The sequence below is a fragment of the Streptomyces sp. 3MP-14 genome (assembly GCF_006334905.2).
GTDB classification, from domain to species: domain Bacteria; phylum Actinomycetota; class Actinomycetes; order Streptomycetales; family Streptomycetaceae; genus Streptomyces; species Streptomyces triticirhizae.
The window spans coordinates 342,682-367,102 of the sequence record NZ_VDLZ02000001.1; the positions used below are offsets into that span (position 1 = coordinate 342,682).

21 protein-coding genes are annotated in these 24,421 nt (G+C 72.8%); 14 read left to right on the plus strand and 7 right to left on the minus strand.

From position 1 onward, the window contains the following. The first annotated feature begins 56 nt into the window (after positions 1–56). The 10 genes from FH609_RS01455 (at position 57) to FH609_RS01495 (ending at position 11,992) form a co-directional block, all read left to right on the plus strand. Positions 57–1,541, plus strand: a complete 1,485-nt coding sequence (locus tag FH609_RS01455; RefSeq protein ID WP_139665643.1) for an extracellular solute-binding protein — start codon at positions 57–59, stop codon at positions 1,539–1,541. A gap of 1 nt (position 1,542) precedes the next feature. Beyond that, complete coding sequence (locus tag FH609_RS01460; protein ID WP_139665642.1) at positions 1,543–2,538, plus strand: carbohydrate ABC transporter permease; 996 nt, start codon at positions 1,543–1,545, stop codon at positions 2,536–2,538. Further along, complete coding sequence (locus tag FH609_RS01465; RefSeq protein ID WP_139665641.1) at positions 2,535–3,449, plus strand: carbohydrate ABC transporter permease; 915 nt, start codon at positions 2,535–2,537, stop codon at positions 3,447–3,449. The genes FH609_RS01460 and FH609_RS01465 overlap by 4 nt, the downstream gene beginning before the upstream one ends. 106 nt (positions 3,450–3,555) lie before the next feature. Then, positions 3,556–5,817 (plus strand): hypothetical protein, encoded by a 2,262-nt coding sequence (locus FH609_RS30750; protein ID WP_193317741.1) that lies wholly within the window; start codon positions 3,556–3,558, stop codon positions 5,815–5,817. Beyond that, positions 5,814–6,857, plus strand: a complete 1,044-nt coding sequence (locus tag FH609_RS30755) for a phosphotransferase (RefSeq protein ID WP_193317740.1) — start codon at positions 5,814–5,816, stop codon at positions 6,855–6,857. The genes FH609_RS30750 and FH609_RS30755 overlap by 4 nt, the downstream gene beginning before the upstream one ends. Further along, positions 6,857–8,167 (plus strand): phosphopyruvate hydratase, encoded by a 1,311-nt coding sequence (gene eno / locus FH609_RS01475; RefSeq protein ID WP_139665639.1) that lies wholly within the window; start codon positions 6,857–6,859, stop codon positions 8,165–8,167. The genes FH609_RS30755 and eno overlap by 1 nt, the downstream gene beginning before the upstream one ends. 186 nt (positions 8,168–8,353) lie before the next feature. Further along, positions 8,354–9,079: a FadR/GntR family transcriptional regulator gene (locus tag FH609_RS01480; RefSeq protein WP_139665638.1), complete on the plus strand. Its 726-nt coding sequence runs from the start codon at positions 8,354–8,356 to the stop codon at positions 9,077–9,079. A gap of 75 nt (positions 9,080–9,154) precedes the next feature. Then, entirely contained in the window at positions 9,155–10,300 is a 1,146-nt protein-coding gene (gene dgoD / locus FH609_RS01485; RefSeq protein ID WP_139665637.1) for a galactonate dehydratase, read from the plus strand. Between the two features lie 94 nt (positions 10,301–10,394). Continuing rightward, positions 10,395–11,027: a bifunctional 4-hydroxy-2-oxoglutarate aldolase/2-dehydro-3-deoxy-phosphogluconate aldolase gene (locus FH609_RS01490; protein ID WP_139665636.1), complete on the plus strand. Its 633-nt coding sequence runs from the start codon at positions 10,395–10,397 to the stop codon at positions 11,025–11,027. Next, positions 11,024–11,992: a sugar kinase gene (locus FH609_RS01495; protein WP_226961307.1), complete on the plus strand. Its 969-nt coding sequence runs from the start codon at positions 11,024–11,026 to the stop codon at positions 11,990–11,992. The genes FH609_RS01490 and FH609_RS01495 overlap by 4 nt, the downstream gene beginning before the upstream one ends. Positions 11,993–12,038: 46 nt before the next feature. On the opposite strand, the gene FH609_RS01500 is transcribed toward FH609_RS01495, so the two are convergent. Continuing rightward, complete coding sequence (locus FH609_RS01500; protein ID WP_139665635.1) at positions 12,039–12,713, minus strand: TetR/AcrR family transcriptional regulator; 675 nt, start codon at positions 12,711–12,713, stop codon at positions 12,039–12,041. 123 nt (positions 12,714–12,836) lie between these two features. On the opposite strand from FH609_RS01500, the gene FH609_RS01505 reads away from it, so the two are divergent. Both FH609_RS01505 and FH609_RS01510 read left to right on the plus strand, forming a co-directional pair. Beyond that, a complete protein-coding gene (locus FH609_RS01505; RefSeq protein ID WP_139665634.1) occupies positions 12,837–13,796 on the plus strand; it encodes an SDR family NAD(P)-dependent oxidoreductase in 960 nt (319 codons plus the stop codon). Between the two features lie 57 nt (positions 13,797–13,853). After that, on the plus strand, positions 13,854–14,324 hold the full coding sequence (locus FH609_RS01510; protein ID WP_139665633.1) for a hypothetical protein: 471 nt from the start codon (positions 13,854–13,856) through the stop codon (positions 14,322–14,324). A 275-nt stretch (positions 14,325–14,599) separates the two neighbouring features. Here the strand turns inward: FH609_RS01510 and FH609_RS01515 are convergent, their stop codons facing one another. The 5 genes from FH609_RS01515 to FH609_RS01535 form a co-directional block, all read right to left on the minus strand. Further along, positions 14,600–15,874, minus strand: coding sequence for a glycoside hydrolase family 71/99-like protein (locus FH609_RS01515; RefSeq protein ID WP_139665632.1), 1,275 nt, complete (start codon positions 15,872–15,874; stop codon positions 14,600–14,602). Between the two features lie 57 nt (positions 15,875–15,931). Next, the gene (locus tag FH609_RS01520) at positions 15,932–16,855 is read right to left on the minus strand and encodes an NAD-dependent epimerase/dehydratase family protein (protein WP_226961308.1); all 924 of its coding nucleotides are present in this window, start codon (positions 16,853–16,855) and stop codon (positions 15,932–15,934) included. Positions 16,856–17,005: 150 nt separating this feature from the next. After that, positions 17,006–17,923, minus strand: a complete 918-nt coding sequence (locus FH609_RS01525; RefSeq protein WP_139665631.1) for a carbohydrate ABC transporter permease — start codon at positions 17,921–17,923, stop codon at positions 17,006–17,008. Between the two features lie 43 nt (positions 17,924–17,966). Further along, a complete protein-coding gene (locus FH609_RS01530) occupies positions 17,967–18,992 on the minus strand; it encodes a carbohydrate ABC transporter permease (protein ID WP_139665630.1) in 1,026 nt (341 codons plus the stop codon). Continuing rightward, on the minus strand, positions 18,989–20,386 hold the full coding sequence (locus tag FH609_RS01535; RefSeq protein ID WP_226961309.1) for an ABC transporter substrate-binding protein: 1,398 nt from the start codon (positions 20,384–20,386) through the stop codon (positions 18,989–18,991). The genes FH609_RS01530 and FH609_RS01535 overlap by 4 nt, the downstream gene beginning before the upstream one ends. A 129-nt stretch (positions 20,387–20,515) precedes the next feature. On the opposite strand from FH609_RS01535, the gene FH609_RS01540 reads away from it, so the two are divergent. Continuing rightward, the gene (locus FH609_RS01540; protein WP_139665629.1) at positions 20,516–21,811 is read left to right on the plus strand and encodes an enolase C-terminal domain-like protein; all 1,296 of its coding nucleotides are present in this window, start codon (positions 20,516–20,518) and stop codon (positions 21,809–21,811) included. A 342-nt stretch (positions 21,812–22,153) separates the two neighbouring features. Continuing rightward, positions 22,154–23,365, plus strand: coding sequence for an ROK family transcriptional regulator (locus FH609_RS01545; RefSeq protein WP_226961310.1), 1,212 nt, complete (start codon positions 22,154–22,156; stop codon positions 23,363–23,365). 54 nt (positions 23,366–23,419) lie between these two features. On the opposite strand, the gene FH609_RS01550 is transcribed toward FH609_RS01545, so the two are convergent. Then, positions 23,420–24,412 (minus strand): phosphotransferase enzyme family protein, encoded by a 993-nt coding sequence (locus tag FH609_RS01550; RefSeq protein ID WP_139665628.1) that lies wholly within the window; start codon positions 24,410–24,412, stop codon positions 23,420–23,422. Positions 24,413–24,421 lie beyond the last annotated feature (9 nt).

Here is a 24,421-nt window from a genome sequence, read left to right on the forward strand (position 1 = left end):
AACCGGCGCTGCCACGGGCCGGTCCGCACTCCTCCCACCGACGTGAGGTGAACGACGTGTCCGCTTCGCTGCCCGGCTCCCTCAGCCGGCGCACCCTTCTGCGTGCCACCGGCGTGGCCGCGGCGGCCGGGTTGGCCGCGCGCCTCAGCCCCGAGTCCCTGCTGATGGGGCTCGGCGGCGCCGGCGCCCCGGCGGAGAGCCTGACCTTCTGGAACTTCTTCGGCGGCGGCGACGGCGCGAGCATGGTCGCCATGGCCGACCGGTTCGAGGCCGAACGCCCCGAGATCCGGCTGGAGTCCAGCACCCTCTCCTGGGGCGCCCCCTACTACACCAAGGTCGCGCTCTCCACGGTCGGCAACATGCCGCCCGACGTCGGCGTCGCCCATGTCTCCCGGGTGCCCACCATGGCCGCCGGCGACCTGCTCGAACCGTTCGACCTGGACGAGTTGGCGCGCCGTGGCATCACCCGGGGGACCATGAGCGAGGCCGGCTGGGACAGCGCCCTCGTCGACGACCAGCTGTGGGCGGTGCCGCTGGACACCGTCGCGCTGGTCCTCTACTACCACACGGAGGTCTGCGAGCAGGCCGGACTGCTCGACGGCGACGGTCGGCTGCTGCCGATCAGCGGCGCCGAGGGGCTGCTGGACGCCCTGGCGGCCGCCGCCGAGGTCACCGGCGAGTTCGGCGGCGTGATGAACATCAACGGCGCCCCGGCGATGTGCTTCTACCTCTTCGCCACCCTCTACTACCAGCTGGGCGGCGCCTTCCTGGAGGACCTCGGCCGCACCGTGGTCCTCGACCGCGACAGGGCGGTCCAGGCGCTCGCCTTCATGCGCGAACTGACCATCGAACGCGAGCTGTTGCCGGCCCGCAACGACGGCTCCGGCTCGCTCAACCGCTTCACGCTCGGGAAGGTCGGCTTCCTGATCAACGGCGACTGGGACGTGCCGCTCTTCCAGTCCACCGGGACCCCGTTCAGCATCACCAACATGCCGGCCGTCTGGGGCACGGAGTTCCGCACCTACGGCGACGGGCACTCGTTCATCCTGCCCCGCTCCGCCAAGCGCGGCAGCGCGCGGCGCGAGCTGTGCCTCGACTTCGTCGAGTCCTGCCTGCGCAACAGCCTGCTGTGGGCGGAGGGCGGGCACCTGCCGGCGTTCGCCGAGGTCAGGGAGTCGGCCGCGTTCGGCGAGCTGGAGCCCCAGCGCTTCTATGTGGACTCCGGCGCCAACGCGGTCTTCGACCCTCCCGCCTGGTACTCGGGCGCGGGCTCCGAGTTCGAGACCATGATCGGCTTCAAGGCCGCCGCCGTGCTCAACGGGGACACCAGCCCCGAGCGCGCCGCCGACGAGATGCGGGCCGGGCTGCGCCGGCTCGCCGAGATACCGCCGCCCGTGGCCCATCCCGACGCCTCCGCCCGGGGCTTGGCCCAGGGCCCGTCACGGGGAGCGGCACCGGGCTGGTCCCCGGGCTGGTCCCGGGGTTCGACCGCCCGGGGAGAGCCGGCCCGGGGAGAGACAACTCAGGGAGAGGGGACCTGACATGGCCGCCAGCACCGCGCCCCACTCGGGAGCGCGCCCCGTCGAGGGGGCCGGCGGGCCCCGGGGAACGGGCCGCCGCCAGCGGCGCAGCCCCGCCGCCCGGCACGAGTCCCGCTCCGGGCTGCTGCTCTCGACGCCCTGCATCGCGCTCTATGTGATCTTCATGGTGGGCCCCGCCCTCTACGGCCTGGCCATGAGCTTCTTCAACTCCTCGACGCTCAGGCCGGGTTTCGGCGGCTGGGTCGGCCTGGAGAACTACTCCAGGGTCCTCACCGAGCCCGCCTTCTGGGACTCGATGTGGAACACCCTCCACTTCACCCTCCTCACGGCCCCCGCGCTGGTCGCCGTCGCCATGCTGCTGGCCCTGCTGGTCAACCGGATGCGGCGCGGCAAGTGGTTCTACCGGTTCGTCTTCTTCGCGCCGGGCATCATCCCGGTCTCCTCGGCCGTGATCATCTTCGGCTGGCTCTACAACCCCCAGTCGGGGCTGCTCCAGGACTGGTTCACCGCCGTCGGGCTCACCCCGCCCGACTTCCTGGGCGACGCCGACTGGGCCATGCTCTCGGTCGCCGTGCTCACCGTCTGGTGGTCCATCGGCTTCAACTTCATCCTCTTCACCGCCGCGCTCCAGGACATCCCGCGCGAGGTGTACGAGGCGGCGGACATCGACGGGGCCTCGACCTTCCAGCAGATGAAGAGCATCACCATCCCGCTGCTGCGCCGCACCACCCTGCTGGTCTCGATGCTCCAGGTGCTCGGCTCGCTCCAGGTCTTCGACCAGATCTACCAACTCACCGCCGGCGGACCCGACTACGCTACCCGCCCCGTCCTCGAGTACATCTACGACACGGGATTCACCGACTACCGGGCGGGCTACGCCAGCGCCGCCTCGATGGTCTACTTCCTGCTCATCCTTCTGCTCTCCCTCGGCTGGCAGCTGACCTCCCGCTACCTCGACCGGAGGGCCTCGACGCCGGGAAGGCGGCGCGCGGCATGACTGCTCCCCAACTGCGGACCGCCGACGGCGGACGGAACTCAACGCGCCGGCGCGGGCTGAGCGCGCTGGACGACCGGAACCAGTGGCGCGGGAACCGGGTGCGCTGGTTCAACGTGCTCTGCGCCTCCGTGCTCGGCACCTTCGTGGTGATCTGGCTGGTGCCCCTGGTCTTCGCCCTGATCACCTCGCTCAAGACCGAGGAGGACGCCACCGCCAACCCCACCTCCTGGCTGCCCGAGACCTGGACGGTCGAGGCCTACACCTCGGTCTGGCGGGCGGGGAACATGCCCGTCTGGTACGTGAACAGCTTCGTGGTCGCCTCGCTCTCCGCGCTGCTGACCGTTCTTGTCTGCTCGATGACGGGATTCGCCCTGGCGCGCACCAGGTTCGCCGGCCGGCGCCTGGTGATCGGACTGATGCTGGCCGGGATTGTCATCCCGGGACAGATCCTGATCATCCCGATGTTCCAGCAGTTCAGCGCGCTCAACCTGCTCAACACCTACTGGGCGATGATCCTCCCCGGCGTCGCCTCGCCCATCGCCGTCTTCATCTACATGTCGTTCTTCCGGGGCATCCCCTCGGAGATCGTCGACTCGGCCCGCGCGGACGGGGCCGGCTGGTTCCGGATCTACTGGACCCTCTACATGCCGCTGTGCAAGCCGGCGACCTCGGCGGTGTCGATCTTCTCCTTCATCGGCGCCTGGAACAGCTTCATGTGGCCGCTGCTGGTGCTGACCTCGACCAAGCTGATGACCATCCCGGTCGGGCTGGCCACCGTGCAGTCCAGCTACAGCGTCCAGTACGCCCAGAACATGGCCATGGCCATCCTCGGCGCGCTGCCCCTGCTCTTCGTCTTCGTGCTCTTCCAGCGCCGGATCGTGGAGGGCATCGCGACCACCGGCATCAAGTAGCCGCGCCCTCCCGCCCGTTGCCCCGTTCCCCCCCCGTTGCCCCCTCCCCGCCCGTTGCCGTGTTCCCGCCGCACCCGTTTCTCGACCGATCCGAGGAGCCGTCCCGATGACCCCACCCCCCGAAGTCGCCCGCCGCAGCGTGCTGGTCGCCGGCACCGTGACGGGCACCGCCCTCGCCGCCGGACTGCCCGCCGGCCTCGGCTCCACCACGGGCAGCGCCCACGCCGCGTCCGCCGCCTCGGGCGACGGGCCCGCCTACGCCCTGGTGGCCGAGCCGGCCGACGACGGAACACAGGGCATCGCCGTCGTCGAGAGCGCCACCGGCACGGCCGTCGTCCGCTCCCTCGCGCCGCTCCAGATCATGGTCAGGATCATCGACACGCCGGCGGAGACCTCGACCGGCTACACCAGCGTCGAGATCACGGACACCGGCGCCGAGGCCAGCGGCACCGTCACCACGGCCGCCGGCAGCCGCTACCGCTTCGACGACCGCTACGCCCTCGACGGGGCCGCGCTCACCCTCGACCGCACCGTCACCGTGGAGCACGCGGTCGACCTCAAGGAGACCTGCTTCAACTCCCGCTTCGCGCTGGGCACCGCCGAAGGGCCCACCGAACTCGCCGACTACGACGTGCTCTACCCCGGCATGTGGTACGGCGACTCCACCGGCCTGCCCGAGGGCGCCATCGGCAGCGACCCCGAGGACACCTACTTCTATGTCAAGGAGACCCGGCTCACCCTGCCCTTCGTGCTGCTGCGGCAGCGTGACGGCGGACGCACCGTCACCCTGGGCCGGATCGGCGACCCGCCAGCGACCGCGCGGGACGGCGTGGTCCAGGAGAACGCCCGCACCTGGTGGACCAACGAGGGCATCCAGTACGCGGGACTGGGCGTGCAGCGCACCCCCGAACCCCAACTCGCCTGCGTCTACCCGGCGTTCGAGGGAGAGAAGGCGTACGGCTCGGACTCCTGGATGCGCCGGAGCCACCCGGTGGTCGAGGGCTTCAGCCACCGGTACACGCTGCTGCTGCGGCTGGGCGTCCACGAGGGGCTGCCGTCGGCCGGCCGGGAGAACTGGCGGGCCTACTGGGACCACTTCGCGCCGCCGCTCGGCGGCGGCTCGGCCGAACCGGTCCACGCGGCGGGCCTCGCCCGGCTCGGGCGGCTGACCAGGGACTACAACGGGTACCCCGGGCTGCCCTTCAGCTGCCAGCTGCCGCACGGGCGGCCGGACGCCGTCAGCTATGTGATGGGCTTCATCGGTCAACAGGCGCCGGCCGGCTACCAGATGCTGCGTGCCGGGCTGGCCTCGGGGGACGCTGAGCTGACCGCCAAGGGGCGCTCGATCATCGACTTCTGGGTGGCCGAGTCCCCGCTGGACAACGGGCTGCCGAGGCTCTGGACCGACGGCGACGAACTTCGCTGGCGCGACTGGTACCCGGTGTTCATCCGGGTGGCGGCCGACGGCATGGAGGGGGTGCTCGACGCCGCCCGGCTGATGCGACGCAGAGGCGAGCCGGTGCGCGCGTGGGAGCGGTATCTGACCACCTTTGGCGACTTCCTGGTCGACAACCAGGGCGAGGACGGATCGTTCCCGCGCGCCTATGCCTGGGACGGGACCATCGAGAGCCCGGAGAAGACCAACACCAGCCACCCGATTCGCTTCCTGGCCTATCTGCACCTGTTCACCGGGGAGGAACGCTATCTGCGGGCGGCGCTGCGCGCCGGACGCTTCCACCGCGAAGCGACCCGCGGCACCTTCCGCTTCATCGGCGGCACCGCCGACAATCCCAACGTGGTGGACAAGGAAGCCGGCGCCATGGCGCTGCACGCGGCGCTGGCGCTGTACGACGTGACGCAGGACGACAGTTGGCTGGAGGACGCGCGGGAGGCGGCGGACTTCACCGAGACCTGGATCATGGCCAGGGGGTGGCCGGTCGCCACCGAACGGGCCGCCTACCGGGAGGACGGCCCGCTGGGGCTGAGCCTGATCGCGGCCGGGCACTCCGGGATGGACAACTGGATCACCTACGAGGGGGCCAACTTCTACCGGCTGCACCTGTTCACCGGCGACGAGCACTACCGCGAGGTGGCCCGACTGCTCACCGGCACCGCGCACCGCACCACCCAGTACCCGGGCAACGACCTCGGCTACGGCGAGGACGGGCTCTGCGAGGAGGCCATCTCGCTCACCGACATGACCTACTCCGGCGTGGGCACCTGGCTGCCCTGGGTCACCGTCGCGCAGGTCGAGCCGCTCTCCCAACTCCAGGACATATTCGGCGAGATGGACATCGAGACCATCGAGGACCGACTCGGCGCCGAACAGCGCCGGGAGCGCAACCGCAGGGCGGGGCAGCGGCCGTGACCGAGGAGAACGAGCCCCTGCTCGACACCGGAACCGTGCTGCCCTACCTCCGGCGGCGCGGCCTGCTCGCCCCCGGCGCACCGGCCACGGCCGACGAACTCTCCGGCGGCGTCTCCAGCGTGGCGCTGGTCGTCGACACCGGCGACGGGCGCGGGCTGGTGGTCAAGCAGGCCCTGCCCCAGCTCCGCACCGAGATGACCTGGCACGCCAAGCGGGAACGCACGCTCAACGAGGCCGCCGCGCTGACGCTGGCCGCCGGCCTCACCCCGAGGTCGGTGCCGGCGGTGCTGGACACCGACCATCGGCGCCTGGCCATGACCATCGAACGGGCCCCGGCCGACTGGGGCAACTGGAAGGAGGTGCTCCTCGCCGGCCAGGTGTGGCCGTCGGTGGCCGAGCGGCTGGGCACGCTGCTGGGCCGCTGGGCGGTCGCCACCGAGGGCGGCGCCGGGCTGCCGGAGCGCCTGGACGACCCGGAGGCCTTCGACCAGCTGCGGCTGGCGCCGTTCCACCGCACCGTGGCCGGGCGCCACCCCGGCGTGGCGGCGCGGATCACCGCGTGCGAGCGGCGGACGGCCGAGGCGCGACAGTGCCTGGTGCACGGCGACTTCTCGCCCAAGAACGTGCTGACCGGACCCGTGGGGCCGGACGGCACCCCTCCAGCGGCCGAAGAACTCGGCTGCTGGGTGTTGGACTTCGAGGTGGCCCACCTGGGCGACCCCACGTTCGACGTGGCGTTCCTGCTCTGTCACCTCCTGCTCAAGAGCGTTCATCTGCCGGACCACGCCGACGCGTTGCTCGACGCGGCGCGGCGCTTCCTCGACGCCTACGGCCAGGCCGGCGGACCCGGGCTGAGCGATCCCGACCACCTGGCGGACCAACTGGCCTGCCTGCTGCTGTCCCGGGTGGACGGCACCTCGCCCGCCGGCTATCTCACCGCCGGCCAGGGCGTGGCCGTGCGGAGCCTGGCACTGGACCTCCTCACCTCATCCGACCCGGCGCGGGGAATGCGCCGGTTGCTGAAAGGACTTGCCCCCTGATGGCCGAGACCACCATCGACGCCCTGCTGCCCTGCGAGGTGCTGGACTCCCGTGGCAACCCGACCGTCGCGTGCGAGGTCAGGCTGCGCGGCGGGGCCAGCGCCACGGTGAGCGTGCCCTCCGGCGCGTCCACCGGCTCGCACGAGGCGGTGGAACTCCGGGACGGCGGCGACCGCTACGCCGGTCGCGGCGTCCGCCGGGCGGTGGCGTCGGTGGAGGGCGAGATCGCGGAACTCGTCGTCGGCCTGGACGCCACCGACCAGATCGGCCTGGACGCGGCGCTCAGAACGCTGGACGGCACCGACGACCTCGGCCGGCTGGGCGCCAACGCGGTGCTCTCGGTCTCCCTGGCCTCCTCACTTGCGGCCGCCGCCTCCCTGGGGCAGCCGCCCTACCGGTGGTTCGGCGCCGGGAGCGATCCGCTGCTCCCGATGCCCATGGTCAACATCCTCTCGGGCGGCGCCCACGCCGGCGGCGCCCTGGACATCCAGGACCTGCTGGCGGTGCCGGTGGGGGCCGACAGCTTCGCCCAGGCCCTGGAGTGGGTGGCCCGCGTGCGGCGGGCCACGGGCGAGGTGCTGACGGAGGCGGGCCACGACATCAGGCTGGTCGCCGACGAGGGCGGCTTCGGGGTCCCGCTGCCCAGCAACACCACGGGACTTGAGGTGCTGACCGCCGGCATCGAACGGGCCGGGCTGCGCCCGGGCGACCAGGTGGGCATCGCCATCGACGTGGCGGCCACCGAGTTCCTCGACGGGGGCGACTACCACCTGGCGGCCGAGGGGCGCCGGCTGGACACCGGCGAGCTGACCGACTTGGTCGCCGACTGGTGCGCCCGCTTCCCCGTGCTCTCGGTCGAGGACCCGCTGGCCGAGGACGACTGGGACGGGTGGCGCGGGATCACCCAACGCCTCGGCGGCGGCCACCAACTCGTCGGCGACGACCTCTTCGTCACCACCGCCACCCGGCTGCGGCGCGGGATCGAGTCCGGCGCCGGCAACGCCGTGCTGGTCAAGCCCAACCAGTGCGGGCTCCTCTCCGACGCCCACATTGTGGTCAGGACCGCCCAGGCCGCCGGCTACGCCACGGTGCTCTCCGCCAGGTCGGGCGAGACCGAGGACAGCTGGCTCGCGGACCTGGCCGTCGGTTGGCGGACCGGGCAGATCAAGGTCGGCTCGCTCACCCGCTCCGAACGCACCGCCAAGTGGAACCGACTGCTCAGGATCGAGCGGGAGTTGGGCGCCGCAGCCGAGTTCGCCGGCGCCGCCTCCCTGGCGCCGCTCGGCGGGACCGACACCGGGCGGGACTGAGGCCGACGCCGGTCCGGCCGCCCCCGGGGCACCGACCCTGGCCCCGGCGCCGCGCCCGGCCGGACGGTCGGGGCCGGCCCGATCGCCCTCCAGAAACTCATTAATTACCAAGAATTGTTGACAGGGGGCGGGCCGGGAAGCAGGCTGGGGCACGGACGAGGACCGACGATCCCGGGGAGGACGCGCATGACGCGCTACGCCTCCCGGGGCGTCCACGGCCAGACCGTCGAGGCGCTCGCCCGGCGCCTGCTGGGCGGAGAGTGGCCCGAGGGCGCCACGCTCGATCTGGTCGCGCTCCAGGCCGAGTTGGACGTCAGCCTCACCGCGCTCCGGGAGTCGCTCAAGGTGCTCGCCGCCAAGGGCCTGGTCGACGCCCGGCAGCGGCGCGGCACCTTCGTCCGCCCCCGAGCCCACTGGAACCTGCTCGACCCCGACGTGCTCCGCTGGCGGCTCGCCGCCACCCCCGCCGGCGAGGGCGGAGACGCCGCCCTCCACCGGGATCTCGGGGAGGTCCGCGCCATCGTCGAGCCGGCCGCCGCCCGGCTCGCCGCCGAACGCCGCGACCCGGACGACCTCGCCGTCCTGGAGGAGGCCCTGGTCGCCATGGGCCGGGCGGCCTCTCCCACCGAGGCTGCCGCCGCCGACCTGGCGTTCCACCGGGGGCTGTTGGCGGCCACCCACAACGAACTCCTCGCCCGGATGGAACTCGTCATCGAGTCCGGCCTGGAACGACGCGACCTGCTGGTCCACAGCTCCGCCGCCGCCGGTGACCCGGTGCCCCAACACCGCGCCGTCCTGACGGCCGTGCGCGAGCGGGACGCCGACGCCGCCGAGGCGCTCATGCGGACGCTGCTCGCCCAGGCCGCCCGCGACCTCGACCGCGCCAGCGAGCAGCAACGCCCCCACGACTAGCACCCCCAGCGCGGCCGCCACCGCGACCGCGCACCCCGCACCGACAGCACGGAAAGCACGCACGAGGCACCACACATGAAGATCACCCGAATCGAGACGTTCCTCATCCCGCCGCGCTGGCTCTTCTGCCGGGTCGAAACCGACGAGGGCCTGGTCGGCTGGGGCGAGCCCGTCGTGGAGGGCCGGGCCGAGGTGGTGCGCGCCGCCGTCGACGTGCTCGCCGAGTACCTCGTCGGCCAGGACCCGCTGCGGATCGAGGATCACTGGCAGGTGCTCACCAAGGGCGGCTTCTACCGGGGCGGCCCGGTCCTCTCCAGCGCCGTCGCCGGCATCGACCAGGCGCTCTGGGACATCGCCGGCAAGCACTACGAGGCGCCGGTGCACGCGCTGCTCGGCGGCCCGGTGCGGGACCGCGCCCGGGTCTACGCCTGGGTCGGCGGCGACGACCCCCACGAACTCGCCGACCAGATCGCCGCCCAGGTCGACGCCGGCTTCACCGCCGTGAAGATGAACGCCGCCGGCCGCACCCGCCCGCACGCCAGCGTCGCCGAGATCGACGCGGTGGTGGAACGCGTCACCACCGCCAGGGACGTGCTCGGCTCCGAACGCGACATCGCGATCGACTGCCACGGCCGCTTCAGCGCCGCCAGCTCCCGCCGGCTGCTGCACGAGATAGCGCCGCTGCACCCGCTCTTCGTCGAGGAGCCCCTGCCGCCCGAGCAGAACCACGTCCTCGGCGGCCTGGTCGAGGCAGGGCCCGTGCCGATCGCGACCGGTGAGCGGATCTACGACCGCTCCGGCTTCCTGCCCGTCCTCCAGTCCGGGGTGGCCGTCGTCCAGCCGGACCTCTCGCACGCCGGCGGCATCTCCGAGGTGCGCCGCATCGCCTCGCTCGCCGAGACCTTCGGCGCCCACCTGGCGCCGCACTGTCCCCTCGGGCCCATCTCCCTGGCCGCCAGCCTCCAGGTGGTCTTCGCCACCCCCAACTTCCTGATCCAGGAGCAGAGCCTCGGCATCCACTACAACCGGGAGGCCGACCTGCTCTCCTACGTGGTGGACCCCGAGCCCTTCCGCTTCACCGAGGGCCACGCCACCCGCACCCGGCTCCCGGGGCTGGGCGTGACCGTGGACGAGGGCGCGGTGCGCGCGGCGGACCGTGCCGGGCACGCCTGGCGCAACCCCGTCTGGCGGCACGCCGACGGCGGCTTCGCCGAGTGGTGACCGGCCGGGCACCGGGCCTCGGCTCGCCGCCCCTGGCGATCTGCGAGGCTTGTGCCCCGGACAGCGCCCCGTGACTCCGGAAGAAGGCTGATCGATGAACCTGCTCGAACTCCTGCGCACCAAGCGGCTGCTGGCCATCGTCCGAGGCTCGGACCGGGACGCCTCGCTGCGCGCGGTCCTCGCCCTCGTCGAGGAGGGCGTGCCCCTGGTCGAGGTCTCCCTGACCGGGCGGGACGCCCTGGACGTGATCGCCTCGGCCCGCGCCGCACTGGGACCGGACGCCCCGCTCGGCGCCGGCACCGTGCTGACGGCGGACGACGCGCGGGCCGCCCGCGAGGCGGGTGCCGACTTCGTGGTCACCCCGGGGCTCGGCGCCGGCCTTGACGAGGCGCACCGCCTCGGACTGCCCACCCTGGCCGGCGCGTTGACGCCCAGCGAGATCATCGCCGCCCGCGCCTCGGGCGCCACGGCGATCAAGGTGTTCCCCGCAGACGCGATGGGCGGGCCGCGCTATCTCCGGGCGCTCCGGGGCCCCTTCCTCGACGTCCCGCTGATCCCGGTGGGCGGGGTGGACGCGGAGGCGGCGCGGACGTATCTGGCGGAGGGGACCCTGGCGATCGGCGTCGGCTCCCCGCTGCTGGGGGACGCGGCCCACGGGGGAGACCTGAACGCCCTGCGGGATCGGGCGCGTGCCCATGTGCGCCTCGTCGAGGGGCGGTCGGCGTGAGCGGGACCGCCGAGATCGTGGTCTGTGGCGAGGCGATGACGCTGCTGCTGGCCGAGCCGGGCGTGCCGCTGGAGCACGCCACCACCTTCCGTCGCTCGATCGCCGGCGCGGAGAGCAATGTCGCGGCGGGCCTGGCCCGGCTGGGGCACCACAGCCGCTGGCTGGGCAGGGTGGGCGACGACCCGGCCGGGCGGGCCGTGTTGGCGAAGCTGCGTTCCGACGGCATTGACACCTCCTACGCGATCGTGGACTCCTCGGCCTTCACCGGGATGCTGGTCAGGGACAGCCACCCGGCGCGGGCCATCGACGTGCAGTACTACCGGGCCGGCTCGGCTGCCTCCCGGCTGACGGCCGACGAACTGCGCCCCGGGGCGCTGGCCGGCGCCCGACTGCTCCATGTCACGGGGATCACTCCGATGCTCTCGGACCCGACCCGCGAGGCCACGGAGCGCCTCTTCGAACTGGCCCGTGAGGCCGGGGCGTTGGTCTCCTTCGACCCCAACATCCGCCTCAAGGTGGGGCCGCCGGAACGGTGGCGCGAGGTGGTCGGCCCGCTGCTGGAGCGCGCCGACCTGGTGCTGGCGGGGGAGGACGAGCTGGAACTCCTCCATCCCGGGCAGCCCACGGAGTCCGCGCCGGGGCGGCTGCTGGCGGCCGGGGCCGCCGCCGTGGTGATCAAGCACCGGGACAAGTCGGCCAGTTGCCACACGGCGGAAGGGGCCTGGCGCCAGGAGGCGTTCACCGTGCCCGTGGTCGATCCGGTGGGCGCGGGGGACGCCTTCGCGGTCGGCTTCCTCGACGGCTGGCTGGCGGGAGCCACGCCGGCGCTGGCCCTCGAACAGGCCGCCGCCACGGCCGCGTTGGTGGTGCAGAGCGCCAACGACACCGACGGACTGCCGGACCGGCCTGGCCTGGACCGGGCGCTGCGGTCCTTCACCCAGCAGACCGAGGCCGTCAACCGCTGACCAGACGCCAGACCGACCGTCCGACCAACCACCGCCTCCCCGGCCCTCATCCCCCGTCACCTCCCCGCGAGTCGACGCGCCCGGCGCCCTGGTCGCCCAGCGCCTCCTCGGGGATGTCGGGGGCGCGGAGGCCCTGGAGGGCCGTGCGCACCACCACGTCCACATACTCCTCGGTGAGCGGCCCGTCCCGATGGAGCCAGCGGCTGCGCACCGGCCCCCAGATCATGTCGACGGCCACGTCGAGGTCCACGCCGGGGGAGAGCTGCCCGACATCCTGGGCGCTGCGCAGCCGACGGCGCTTCATCTCGCGGACCGGCTCCTCGAGGCGCTGCTGGTAGTCGGCCGCGAGATCCGGGTCGACCAGGACCTCGACCGTCAGGGCGCGCATCGGCTCGCTGTAGCGCGGGTCGTTCAACTCGTCGGCCGTGGCGCGGAGGACGGCCCGCAGGTCCGCCTCCAGGTCTCCCGTGTCGGGAAGCTCGCCGGTCTCGCCCTCCTGGCCTCCGGAGAGCGCGAGCAGCGCGTCGAACAGCACGGCTCCCTTCGAGGGCCACCAGCGATAGATCGTCTGCTTGCCGGCGCCGGCTCTGGCCGCTATCCCCTCGACGCTCAGCTTGGCGTAGCCGACCTCGCTCACCAGCTCCAGCGCGGCGTTGAGGATCGCCTGGCGGGTGGACTCGTTGCGTCGCGCGTTGTCGGGTGCTCTGCGTGATGGCGTCATGTGCGCAGCGTACCCCATAACGAGACGAGACGCACCGTCTTGTTTTTCGGGTGAGGTGTGTGTAGGGTCTCGTCACGAGTTGAGACGCACCGTCTCGTCTCGATCTCCGTCGAAGGGACCCACATGACCACCGCATCCGCCGCGTCCTTCCCGTCGGCCGCCTCGGACCAGGCCACCACCCCGCCGGCCACGCCCTCCCACCTCACCGTGGCCGCCCGCGTCCGGGCGCAACGCGAGGGCCGGGTCTGGCTGATCACGGGGGCCAGCCGGGGACTCGGCCGCGCCTTCGCCGAGGCGGCGCTGGCCGCAGGCGACCGGGTGGTCGCCATCTCCCGCACGGTGGGCTCGATGGACGACCTGGCCGCCGCCCACCGGGACCGGCTGCTGTCGTTCTCGCTCGACGTCACCGACCGCGCCGCCGTCTTCGCCGCCGTCGCCGAGGCGGTCGCCCGCTTCGGGCGGCTCGACGTCGTGGTGAACAACGCGGGCTTCCTCACCATGGGCATGGTCGAGGAGTTGACCGAGGAGCAGGCCCGCGCCCAGTTCGAGGTCAACTTCTTCGGCGCCCTGTGGGTGAGCCAGGCCGTGCTGCCCACCCTGCGTGAGCAGGGCTCCGGCCACATCGTGCAGATCTCCAGCATCGGCGCCCTCGCCGGCCATCCCCTCACCGGCATCTACGGCGCGAGCAAGTCCGCCCTCGAGGGGATGAGCGAGGCCCTGGCGGCGGAGGTCGCCGAGTTCGGCGTCAAGCTCACCATCGTGGAGCCCGGCGGCTACTGGACCGATCTCTACACCACCGGTCTGGTCGCCACCGAGCCCCAGCCGCAGTACGCGCCGCTGCGCGCGGAGTTGGAGCGGCGGTTCGCCGAGGGCTCGGTGGACAGCCCGCCCGACCTGGCGGCCCGCGCCCTGCTCGCCCTGGTCGAGGCCGAGGACCCGCCGCTGCACCTGTTGTTGGGCAGCATGGTCTACGACCTGGCCTTCGAGATCTCCCAACAGCGCATGGACACCTGGGCGGCCTGGGAGGAGGTCAGCCGGGCCGCCGAGCGGGCCGTGCCCGCGCCCGGGGCGTCGGCGTCATGACCGGGGGAACCGGACGGGTGACTGCCCCGTCCCTCTGGCATGAGGATCAGAGAGGCAGTGCTCCTGCCCGCCGGCCTGGCCGCCGCGATCGTGTTGACCTCGTGCGGGGGCGAGGAGAGTTCGGGCGGTGTCGTCGAGGGCGACGGCTGGCGCGGCACGCTGCTGAGGGCCTCGGTGGGCTCCCTCAGGCTGTCCGACGGCTCGGTCGTCGACGCGGACCCGCGGATACCCGAGCGGTCGGATGTGGAGCGGTTCGAGGAGGCGTTGCCCCCGACCGAGGTGTTCACGGGAGTGCCGGACGCCCCGGAGACGATCCAGCTCGACGAGTCCTACGTCCGCCAGTACTCGGAACTGGTGGCCGGCGAGGAGCGCCGACTGCTGGTGCAGGGCATCTGCGATCCCGAGGGCTTCCCGGAGTGGGAGACGCGCTGGCTGGAGGTCATGGACGGCGGGTCCTGCTTCTGGAACGCGTCGATGGATCTGGCGTCGGGGGAGATCCTCGGGTTCATCTTCCACGGCGTGGGCTGAGCGGGCGCCGACTTCCCGGTCAACTTCCCGTGCTCCGCACGGACGTGACGGGGGCGGCCTCGCCCCGCGCGCGGCTGGGGAGTTCCGGGCGGCGCGGGCCCCGCGCGCGGCTGGGGAAACACGTGCGGTGGGCGGGGTGGCTGGTGGCGCTGGGCCTGCTGCTGGCCGTGGCGATGATCTGGCCGTCGTCCGCCTCCGCCGTAGGTCCGGCCGGGGCCCGGGCGGCCCTTCCGGCAGGTAAAGGGCCGCCCGGGGGATCGGGAGCGGGTGGCGGATCAGAGCGTGGGGGAGGTGGGACGGGTCTCGGTGAGTTCGATCTCCCCGGCCAGCATTCGCCCTCCGTCTCCGGTCAGCCGGAGGTAGTAGTCGGCCGAGCAGGCGGTGCCGTCCTCGTCCAGGGCGCGGAAGTCCGTGCCGGCCGGTACGTCGGCACTCGTCTCGGCGGTCTTGGCTATCTGGTTCCCCTCGTTGTACTCGTCGAACATCGAGATGTAGAGGCCCTGCGCGCCGGCGCGGATGGTGTTGTAGAACATCCGCCACATGAAGTCGCCGTGCGCCCGGTGCCCCTCCTGGAGGTTGCCCGGCATCACACACGGCTGGTAGTCGATCCCCGAGGCGTCGCACTCGGCCTGGTCGGGGACGAGGTTGGACTCGTAGAAGGCGTCCAACTCCTGGACGGTGCCCAGCCGTCCGACCATCCACGGGGACAGCATGTCGACCGCGTGGTAGACCTCGTCGAAGCCGGGCCGGGAGTCCCGGTCCCCGGTGCGCCAGTGCGTGGGCACCCCGCCCATCACGTAGCACTCCTGGTCCTGGAACCAGCGGATGACATCCAGACACTCCTCCGGGGTGAACGGGCGCTTCTCGTCGGCGAATCCGGGGCCCCAGATGCCCACCACCGGCTTGCCGTTCTGGACGGCGTAGGCGCCGGATGCGGTGTAGGCCGACATCTTCTCCGTCCAGTCGACCTTGATCTCCTCCCGCATGGCCAACCAGTCCGTGATGTCGTACATCACGTAGAACTTCACCCCGTGCGCCTCGGCGGCGAGCCTGACCTTCTCGGTCATCGCGTCGCGGATCGGCCCCTCGTGCCCGTTGGGGTTGAAGCGCTGGAGGGCGGCGGTGTGGATGGCGTTCTCCGCCATCCAACGGAAGTGGGTGTCCACGGTCTGGTCGTCGTGGGAGGAGAAGAGCGTGGCGGGCTGGCCGTTGCCCAGGGCCGGGAAGTCCGTCTGGTAGGTGCGGTCGTAGTCCCGCATGTCGGGCCAGCTGATGATGCCGTTGTTGCTCGGGGAGGGGGTGCGCCCCATGTCCGGCGCCCAGTGCCACCAGGCGTCGATGGGGGACCCGTCGCCGGCGGCGGCGAACCAGCCCTGGTAGCCGGTGGTGATCTTGCCGACCACGTCGCCGGGTTCGCTGGCGCGCGGCCCGTTGGCCCGGGGCTCCGGGGTCTCGGTGGGGTCGGCCTGGGCGTAGGCGGCGCCGAACACGGCGCCGGCGGCGGGGAGCGCGAGCGCCGTGGTCACGAAGGTGCGGCGGGAGACTGCCATCGTGGGGGTCCTTTCGAGGGACGGTGTGGGGGTGGCCCCTGGGGCGGGCGTCGCTCTTCAGCCGCCCTGGGGCGGCGGCTCGCCGCGCCAGCGGTGGCGCGGCACGAACCCGAGCAGCTCTCGGGCTCTGGAGGTGTCGAACACGGTGCTGTGGCCGCCGAGTTCGCCGGTGAGGGGGGTGTTCGGGTGGTGGGCGCGCAGCAGCTCCCCGGTCGGCTGGCGGGCCGAGGTGTCGGGCGCGCTCACGGTGATCACATGGTGTCCGGTCAGGGGAGCGGTCAGCGCCGCGTGGACGGCGTCCGCCGCGTCCCCGGTGTCCAGCCAGCCCCACAGGTCGCGGCGGTGGCCACCGGGGTCCGCGTGGACCTGGGCGAGTTGCCGGGCGAGCCGCTCGCCGGAGCCCACGAAGGGGAAGCGCAGGGCGACCGTTGGCAGTCCCCAGCGTCGGGTGGTGAAGGCCGCAACCTCCTCGGCGAGGACCTTGGAGAGCCCGTAGGAGTCGACGGCGAGCGTCGGATGGTCCTCGTCCACCGGCGCGTAGCGGGGCGAGAGGTCGCGGTCGGCCCACGCCAGGCCGAACGCCGAGACGCTGGAGGCCAGCACCAGCCGTCGGGCGCCCGACCGTCCCGCCTCCTGGCAGACGACATAGCTGCCCAGGACATTGGTGTCGAGGATCTCCTCCTCGGGGTGGTGCCCGGGCGCGGGGATGGCCGCGAGATGAGCCACGCCAGCGACGCCGCCCGCCTCCCCGGTGAGGCAGGAGGCGACGAACTCCCGGTCCCTGATGTCGCCCACCAGGCAGCGCGCGGCCCGGTCGTCCTCGAACGGCACCCGGTCGACGGCCACCACCCGCAGCCCGGCGCCGGCGCAGGCTCCGACCACCCGGCGGCCGATCCCGCCGGCGGCACCGGTGACCAGCACCGTGTCACCGGGGCCCAGCGGTGCCCACCGCGCGCCGCCGCCTGCCGTGACCGTGCTCACGCCCGCCTCCTTCCACCGGGCTCCAGCCAGTGGCGCCGAGAACAGCTGTCACACCTCAACAGGGTTCCTTCCGAAGGGGGTTCGCGCGGTCCGGGGGCTCATGCGTGGGGGAGTCCGGGTGGCGCCGGCGAGGCGCCGGAGAAGGATGCGTCAGCCCTTGACCGCCCCCATCAGCCCGTTGACGAAGTACCGCTGGGCGCTGAAGAAGAGGATCACCACGGGCACGACCATGATCAGGGCGGCGGCCATCAGCGAGTTGTACTGGACCACGTTCTCCGACTGCATCGCCTGGAGGGCGATGGGCAGCGTGTAGGTGTCCGGGTCGTTGAGGGAGACCCGGGTCAGCTGGTACTCGTTCCAGGTCGGGATGGCCGTGAGCAGCGCGATGGTGATCAACGCCGGCCGGGCCAGCGGCAGATAGATGGTGGCGAAGATGCGCAGCTCGCCCGCGCCGTCCACCCGGGCGGACTCGCGCAGCTCCCCCGGGATCGAGGAGAACGAGCTGGTCAGCAGGAGCACCGCCAGGGGCGCGCTGCCGTTGACGAAGGGCAGCACCAGGCCCCAGTGCGTGCCCAGGATGTCCAGTTCGTGCTCCAACAGCACGATCGGCAGCAGGGTCACCACGCCCGGCACGAACAACAGCACCAGGAACAGCCGGTAGAGCGCGGTCCGGCCGGGGAAGCGCAGCACGGCGAAGGCGTAGGAGGCGGCCGCGTAGATCACCACCACCAACACCGTGGTCAGGACCGTGACCTTGAGGCTGTTGAGGAAGTAGTCGAAGAAGTTGAGCTGGTTCCAGGTGTCGGCCAGCGTCTGGAGCGTGGGCGACCTGGGGATCAGATGGCCGCCCGAGACCACTTCCTGGTTGTCCTTGAAGGCGGCGGAGACCATCCACAGAAAGGGATAGAGACTGATCGCCGCATAGGCGGCCAGCAGCAGGCCGATCACCGTCCTGGCCACCACGGTCCCGGCGGCCGGCCGGCTGCCCGGTCGCCGCCCCCGGACCGCGGCGTCGCTGCTCGCGCCCGCCCGCCCCCGCAGGGGAACGGTCCGCACGGTGTCGCTCATCGCAATCTCCTTGCCTGGAAGCTCCCGGCCGTCCGCACGGGGATCAACCGACCCTGCGCAGCGCGCGTTGGTTGACGAGGGCGACGACCAGGGCCGCCAGGAACAGCAGCCAGCCCAGGGCGCTGGCGAGCCCGAGGGTGGGAGCCAGCTCCGCGAGGAAGGCGAGTCGATAGGTCTCCAGCCCCAGCACGTTGGTGCTGTTGCCGGGACCGCCGTTGGTCATGATCAGGAAGACCTGGAAGCCCTGGAGGGAGTCCCGCAGGTTCAACAGCACGATCACCGCCGTGATCGGCCGCAACAGCGGCCATACCACGCTCAGTTGAGTGCGCCACCAGCCGGCGCCGTCCAGCTGGGCGGCCTCCAGGAGGGAGTTGTCCAGGGCCTGGAGCCCGGTGAGATAGAGCAGCATCGCCACCGGCACGGACGACCAGACCATCACCACGATCATGGTCGGCAGCGCGGTGTCGGGGTTGCCCAGGAAGCCCTGCGGCTGCTCCAGGGAGCCGAGGCCCACGCTGCGCAGCAGCAGGTTGATGGCGCCGTTGGGCTCCAGGATGTACTGCCAGGCGAAGTAGACCGCGATGCCGGTCGTGACATACGGGAGGAAGTAGACCGAGCGCAGCAGCCCGCCCATGCGCCGGGCCGAGTTGAGGATCACGGCCAGCGGGAAGCTGATGGCCACCGTGAGCAGCGGCACGGCGATCATCACCCACAGGGTGTTGACGCCCGCCTCCCGGACGGCCGGCGCGTGCACCGGGCTGCGCCAGAGCAGGTCGGCGTAGTTGTCCAGGCCGACCCAGTTCCACTGCGGCCAGAAGCCGTTCCACTCGGCGAAGCTCAACAGGAAGCCATAGACGATGGTGTAGACACCCATGACCCCGAAGAGCACCAGCGCCGGCCCCACGAAGGCGTAGCCCCAGGCGGCCTCCCGCAGCCGTGCCCGCCGGGAGGCGCGTTCGGCCCGTTCCGGAACGGCGGGGAGCTGCCCGCCTCCGCGTGGCCCGGGGCCGCCGGCGCGCCCCGATGCGGTCGGTCGTGTCGCGTCCGACGCGATGGTCTCGCCGCTCATCGCCGTGACTCCGCCCAGTAGGAGTTGATGAGTTGGGCCAGGGCGCGGCCGGTGCCCTCGGCGTCCGCGCGTTCCAGCGGCGTGAACTCGGCGAGCACGGCCCCGACATCAGCCCCGTCGTAGCCGTTCGGTTTGTAGCTGGTGTCGCCGGCGTGGTAGGCGTCCTCGCTCTCGCCGAGCGAGGCGGCCATCGAGCCCAGCAGCGGACCCACGGCCTCCTCCGGGTTCTCGCCCAGGTCGTTGGGCGGCAGGTCCAGCGCCCGCTGGGCGAAGCCGCGCGCCACGTCGTCCCGCGCCAGGAAGCGCACCCACTCCAGCGCGGCCTCCTGGTTGCCGCCCTCCCTGACCACGGAGAGCCCGGTCAGGGCGAACGGCTTGAGGTCCGTCCGTTCCATCGCCCCGTTCGCCGGGGGCGGGATGGGGAAGGTGAGGATGTTGTCGGGGTCGAAGCCGTTCTCGGCGAGGAAGGCCAGGGTGAAGGTGCCGCCGACCACGAACGAGGACTCCCCGTTGGCGAAGGAGAGGTCCGCCTCGTCGATGGCCATGATCCCGGTGCCCGGGGTCCAGTACGGCGTGATCTGCCCGAAGGTCTCCAGCGCCGTCACCCCGGCCGGGGAGGCCCAGTTGGCCGACTCGTCCTCGGAGAACAGCTCCGGATAGGCGTCCGGCCCCAACTGCCCGTACGCCATGGGCTGGAGCATCCACTCCAGGCCGGTCGACGGCACCTTCATCCCGATGGTGACGCCCCCGTTCTCCGGGAACTCCCGGCCCACCGCGTCGAGCATCTCGATGAATTCCTCCCAGGTGGCGGGAGGTTCGGTGTAGCCGGCCCGGGCGAGGCGCTCCTTGTTGGCGTAGACGATGCCGAAGGTGCCGACGGTGAACGGCACGCTGTAGCGCTGCCCCTCCTCGATGCCCACCGTGGCGGCGCCCGGGGCCAGCGACTGCTCGTAGTACTGCCGGGTGACGGTGCCCTCCTGGGCCACGGTCGGCAGGAACGGGGCGGTCCACTCGTCGGTGACCTCGTCCGAGAGGTCCTCCAGCAGGCCGGCCCCGCCGAAGCTGAAGTCGCTGCCGTTGGCGTGCACCTCCAGCACGTCGGGCAGGTCGTTGGTCCTGGCGGACGCGGCGACCTTGGTGTTGTAGGCGTCGTCGGGCGTGAACGCCTGGACGCGCACCGAGATGCCGGTCTCCTCCTCGAACATCTCCGCCGCGACCTCGAGGCCGGCGACATGGGACTGCTTGAAGGTCCACATCTCCAGCTGGTTCGGGTCGTCGCTGCCCTGGCCGCCACCGCCACAGGCGGCCAACACGGTGGTCAGCGCGACGGCAACACCCAGAGTTCTCCCGCGCCGTGTGAAGCGGCGGGGGCGTCGTAGGGCCACAGCGCCCATCTGCCCATCCTTTCCCGGGAGTCGACCCGCGGGGAGCGGTGTGCCCCGGAAGCTAAATCGACTTGATGTACGGTGTCAACGCTCGTCACACGCCGAAACAAGCTCGGCGGCCGACTTCCGGAGATCCCCATGGCATCACCAGAGCACCCCCAGGCCCCCGCCCCTGAACTCCTCGCCCCCGCGCCCTGGTCCGGGGCCCCCGGCTCCCCCCGCGTCACCGCCGTCCGCACCTTCCTGTGCGCGCCCCAGGGCTGCCCCTATGTGATCGTCCGCGTCGAGACCGACCAGCCCGGCCTCCACGGCCTCGGCTGCGCCAGTGACCCCCAGCGCCCGCTCGCGATCCGCTCCGTGCTCGACGACTACCTCGGCCCGCTGCTGGTCGGCCGCGACACCGCCGACATCGAGGACATCCACCGGCTGCTCCTCAACAGCGCCTACTGGCGCGGCGGTTCCATCGCGCAGAACGCGCTGGCCGCCGTGGACGTCGCCCTGTGGGACATCAAGGGCAAGGTCGCCGGGCTCCCGCTGCACGCGCTGCTGGGCGGCCGGGCCAGGGAGTTCGCCGCCGCCTACACCCATGTGGACGGCCGCGACCCCGAGGAGGTCGCCGAGCGGGTCGCCGCCGCCGTCGCGCGCGGCTACCGCCATGTCCGGGTGCAGATAGCCGTGCCCGGCTCCGACACCTACGGCGCGGGCCCCGCCGACCCGGCCGAGGCCGAGCGGCGCCGGCTGCGCACCGGCACCTGGGACTCCCTGTCCTATCTGCGCCAGGTCCCCGCCGCGCTCAACGCGGTGCGCGAACGGGTGGGCCCCGACGTGGAACTCCTCCACGACGTGCACGAACGCCTCACCCCCGCCGAGGCGTTGACCCTGGTCCGCGAGGTGGAGCCGGCCCGGCTGTTCTTCCTGGAGGACGTGCTCGCCCCCGAGGACGCCGCGCACTTCCCCCGGCTGCGCGCCGCCGGCACCGTTCCGTTGGCCGTCGGCGAGCTGTACCACGACACCGCGCAGTACCTGCCGCTGCTGCGGGAGCGGGCGATCGACTTCGCCCGGATCAGGGTCCCGACCCTGGGCGGCCTGACACCGACCCGCAAACTGGTCGCCGCCTGCGAGCTGTTCGGGGTCCGCATCGCGCCCCACGGCCCGGGCGACGTCAGCCCCGTGGGGATGGCGGTCAACGTGGCGCTGGACATCTCCTCGCCGGCGTTCGGCGTCCAGGAGGCGGCGCGGTTCACCGACGCGACGCTGGAGGTCTTCCCCGGCGCCCGGGTGCCGGAGCGCGGGGGCCTGCGGCCCTCGGAACGGCCGGGTCTCGGCGTCGACTTCGACGAGCGGGCCGCCGCCCGGTACCCGGTGACCGAGCCGCTCACCCACGACCGCTGGGCGCTGCTGCGCGCGGGCGACGGCAGCGTGGCCCGCCCCTGAGCCCGCCGCGCGGGAACGGGCGCGGCCGCCGCGCCGCGGTGCGCGGGCGGGTGGGCGGACGCGTGGGCGGGCGGGCGGAGTTCCGGTGCCGGGAGACCTCTCCATCATCCATCGTCTTGATTTAGAATGCCCCCGGGCGGCCGGGCAACGAGTCCTCCGGCGGCCCGGAGTAGGTTGGGTGGGCAACACGGTCATGACGGCCTGGCCGTCCCTGACCTCGCGCACGGCTGGGGGCGACGGCGCGGGGGCGGGGCGGGACGGGAGAGCCGAACCGGGGCGTCAACCCCGGCGACCAGGGGCATCCGACGCGCTCCCCACGTTCCGCCTTGGAGGACCTTGGCCATGGGCAGTCAGCAGTTGACGATCCGGCGCGGCACCAACCTGCCGAAGATGGGCGACTTCAACGAGTCCGTGGTGCTGGACGCGATCCGCCGGGTCCCCGACGGGCTCAGCCGGGTCGAACTGGCCGAGGCCACCGGCCTGTCCGCGCAGACCGTCTCCAACATCTGCCGTCGGCTGCTCGACCACGGGCTGGCCAGGGAGACCGGCAAGAAGAGCACCGGAAGCGGCAAGCCCAGGACGTTGCTCCAGGTCAGCCCCGAGGCGCGCTATGCGCTCGGCGTGCACCTCGACCCGGCGGTGATCACCTATGTGGTGCTCGACCTGCTGGGCCGGGTGGTGACCCATCTCCGCACCCCCACGCCCCGGGTGGCCGACCCGGACGAGACCCTGGCGGGGATCAGCGCCTCCGTGCGGCGGCTGGTCACCGAGTCGGGCGTTCCTCGGGACCGCATCCTGGGCCTGGGCATCGCCGCCCCGGGACCGGTTGACATGGCGGCCGGACTGGTCGTCGACCCACCGGAGTTGGAGGGCTGGCGCCGGGTGCCGCTGCGGGACTATCTGGCGGCGGAGACCGGGCTGCCCGTGCTGCTGGACAAGGACGTCATCGCCGCCGCGATAGCGGAGCGCTGGGCGGGCGCGGCGACCGACACCGGCAACTTTCTCTTTTTCTATCTGGGCACCGGCTCCGGGATGGGCCTGGTCGTGGAGGACACCGTGCTGCGCGGGGTCTCCGGGAACGCGGGCGAGGTCGGCGGCCTCGGCGCCGCCTGCACCACCCGGGCGATGGTCGACGAGGCCATGCAACTGGGCGTGTTGGGCCACGAGTTCACTCCGACGGGGCCCAGGGACGCCGAGCGCGGGCTGGTGGAGCTGAGCCGGATCGCCGAGGCGCCCGGCGGGGGCGACGACAGCGCCAAGGCCGGGGACATCATCGACCGGTGGGCGGTGCGGGTCGGCCGGGGCGTGTGCGCGGCGGCCACCCTGGTGGACGCGGAGATGATCGTCTTCGGCGGCCCGATCTGGCCGCACCTCCAGGAGCGCTTCCTGCGAATCATCCCCGACATGGTGGCGCAGTCGCCCTTTGTGAAGAAGATCCACCCGACGGCCGTCACCAGCACCGGAGTCGGCGAGGACGTCGGCGCGGTCGGCGCGGCCTGCCTGGTGCTGGACCAGACCCTCTCCGCCCAGCCGCGCTCGTTGCTGCTGCACTGACCGCGCCCGGCCGCAGGGCACCCCGCCCGGCCGGGGACTCCGGCCCGGCCCGGCTCAGTCGGCGGTCGGGTACCGGAGGCCGGACCGTTCGGCGACCAGCGGCGAGACCCGCCGCAGGTGTCCCAGCTGCCAGGCGAGCGGCGAGGGGCCGTCGCCGCCCGCCGCCTGGTGGGCGGCCAGCGCGTCGCGCACCCCGAGGAAGAGCCAGGCCCAGTAGGTCGGGAGCAGCAGCCGCCACTCCGCCTCGGAGAGCGGGCGGACCTCCTCGTACCCGCGCAACACCTCGTCGTGGTGGCCGCGCCAGGCGAGGGCGAAGTCGGTGACCAGCGGGTTGCGGTGAGCGCCCGCCAGGTCGAGCAGCCCGGTGAGGCGCCCGGCCTCGCGCAGCAGGTTCCAGGGCGCGAAGTCCCCGTGCACGACGCCGACCGGCACCGCCGCGTCCGCCAGTTCCGCGAGGTGCGCGCGGGCGGCGTCGAGGTGGCGCCGCAGCAGCGCGCCCTCCTCCGGCCGGCGCCGCTCGTGGGCCGCGACCCGGCGCGCCAGCTCGGGGTCGGCCACGATCCGTTCCAGCGGCGGGTAGCCGACCCGGCGGCGCACGATCCCGGTCTCCGCGCCGGCCGCGTGGAACGCGGCCAACAGCCGTCCGCGCGCCCGCTGTTCCGCCGGCGGCTCCGGGCGTTCGGCCGGCCGCCCCGGCAGGAAGGCGAAGAGCGCCCAGGCACCGTCACCGTCGACCCAGGGCTCCTCGACCGGCTCCGGCGTCGGCCAGCCGAGGCGGCGCAGCGCCAGGCCCACCTCCCACGGGTACTGCCAGTCGGGGGAGTGCGCCGTGCTCAGGCACTTGGCCACCAGCGGGACGCCGTCCCTGGTGACGCGCCAGGTGGGGGAGTGCGGCTCGCCCAGGTGCTCGGGCGCGGTCAGCCGCCACCGGTGTCGCAGCTCCTCGGGAATCTCAGGTGCGCCCGGGCCCGGGCGCACCCCCGCGTCGCCCGGGCCCGCGTCGCCCGCCCCCGAACCCGACTCGCCCGAACCCGCCGTCGCCGTCACCCCGTTGCT